The following is a 1,692-nucleotide window of genomic DNA, read 5'->3' as shown; positions in this document are numbered from 1 at the left end:
GCCGCAACTGGTCGACAAGCTGACGCCTGACGGCGAAGTGCCGGCAGGGAATACCGACTTGCTGTCCCAAGGCTCATCCTTGCTCAAGGGTTTGTTCGGGCAGTCATAGCACAGGAGGCCATATGAAGTGCTTTGACCGTTTGGGCGAATTGATGTCGGGTGAGGGGCGGCACGATGCCGTGATGCGGGCGCTGGCCGTTCTGGTGGACGAGCATGGCGGCCTGGCCGGCCTGGGGCAGCGTTTTCGCGATATCGGCCTGGATGCCGTGCTGGAGTCCTGGCTTGGCAGTGGCGAAAATATGGCATTGACCCCGGCCGATGTGTATATGGCGCTGGGCGGCGGGAGCTGGCGCAAGCTGGGCTCGGATGGTGCCTGGTTGCCGCTACTGCAGGAGAAGGGTGTGGCGGTGGCGGAGCTTGAGCCTTCCAACTGTGGCTTCGAGGCGGGCTGGTCGCCATTTTTTGCCGACAAGTTTGCCGGTGAGGCGCTTAAATCCATCACCGTCACCTTAAGCGATGTAAACGGTGTCAGCGAGACCCGGCGCGGCGGTCTGGTGCTGTCGCGCTATGGTGTCGAAGGCAATCTGATCTATGCCTTGTCTGCACGCTTGCGTGAGCTGATCAAGCGCGATGGTCAGGCGACCTTTTATCTGGATCTGGCACCGGATCGTAGTGCCGACAAGGTTATGCAAGAAGTCGCCCATCCGCGCGGCTCGCGCTCGCTGTCCAGCCATCTGCAAAGCCGGCTGAATCTCAAGGGTGCGCGCATGGGCTTGCTGCGCGAATGCCTGGACAAGGACAGCTTTAACGATGTGGCTAGGCTTTCTGCGGCCATCAAGGCCTTGCCGGTGACGGTCAGCGCGCCGCGCCCGCTGGACGAGGCGATCAGCAGTGCCGGTGGCGTGTGCTTTGCGGCTCTGGATAGCGGCTTGATGCTGCAGCGCTTGCCGGGCGTATTTTGTGCCGGCGAGATGCTGGACTGGGAGGCGCCGACTGGCGGCTATTTGCTGACGGCTTGCCTTGCGACTGGCCGTGCGGCCGGTGCCGGCGTCGTCAACCGGCTCTTGGGCTGCAAGTAGCGCTTAGTTCAGATAAGGCATGGGATCGACCGCCTGGCCGCGGTAGCGCAGTTCGAAGTGCAACTTGGTGCGGTCGGTGCCGCTGCTGCCCATGCTGGCGATGGGTTGGCCACGCCTGACGGTATCGCCTTCTTTGACCCTGAGCGACTGGTTATGGGCATAGGCGCTGAGGAAGGCTTCGTTGTGCTTGATAATGAGCAAGTTGCCGTAAGCGCGTATGCCTTGCCCGGCATAGACCACCTTGCCGGCGCCGGCAGCAAGAATGTCGTCTCCGGGCTTGCCTGCAATATCGATGCCCTTGTTGCGGCTGCTGTAACCTTGAATCAGCTTGCCCTTGGCCGGCCAGCTCAGCGCGATGCTAGCGCTGGCGGGGGCCGGCTTAGGCTTGGCCGCCGGACGCACGGGTGTTGCCGCAGGCTTGCTTGGGCGTGGGCTGCTATTCTGGTTGCTGGCTGCATAGCGTGGCGGCGGGATGATGCGCAGCACCTGCCCCACATTGATGGCATTGCCGGGCAGCCGGTTCCAGCTGCGCAGTTCGCTGACGCTGCGCCCGCTATTGCGCGCAATGCGGTATAGCGTGTCGCCCGCCTGCACACGGTAGTGCCCTGCCGGA

2 protein-coding genes are annotated in these 1,692 nt (G+C 63.0%); one reads left to right on the top strand and one right to left on the bottom strand.

Annotated elements, in window-relative coordinates; all coding sequences use genetic code 11:
* Positions 1–122 precede the first annotated feature (122 nt).
* Positions 123–1,079 carry a TIGR03862 family flavoprotein gene (locus tag EGI20_RS18370; RefSeq protein WP_498633133.1) on the top strand — a complete coding sequence of 319 codons (957 nt, stop codon included), beginning with the start codon at positions 123–125 and terminating at the stop codon, positions 1,077–1,079.
* A 3-nt stretch (positions 1,080–1,082) separates the two neighbouring features.
* On the opposite strand, the gene EGI20_RS18365 is transcribed toward EGI20_RS18370, so the two are convergent.
* Positions 1,083–1,692, bottom strand: a 610-nt coding sequence (locus EGI20_RS18365) for a peptidoglycan DD-metalloendopeptidase family protein (protein WP_498630822.1), incomplete at its 5' end; no start/stop codon positions are given.

This window comes from Aquitalea sp. S1-19 (genome assembly GCF_024343515.1).
Note: the sequence above shows the minus strand (reverse complement) of the source record. Positions and strands in the feature narration are given on the sequence as shown.

What these genes read in the sequence shown, in the direction of transcription:
- EGI20_RS18370 (WP_498633133.1), top strand. Translation starts at nt 123, where the DNA reads ATGAAGTGCTTTGACCGTTTGGGCGAATTGATGTCGGGTGAGGGGCGG.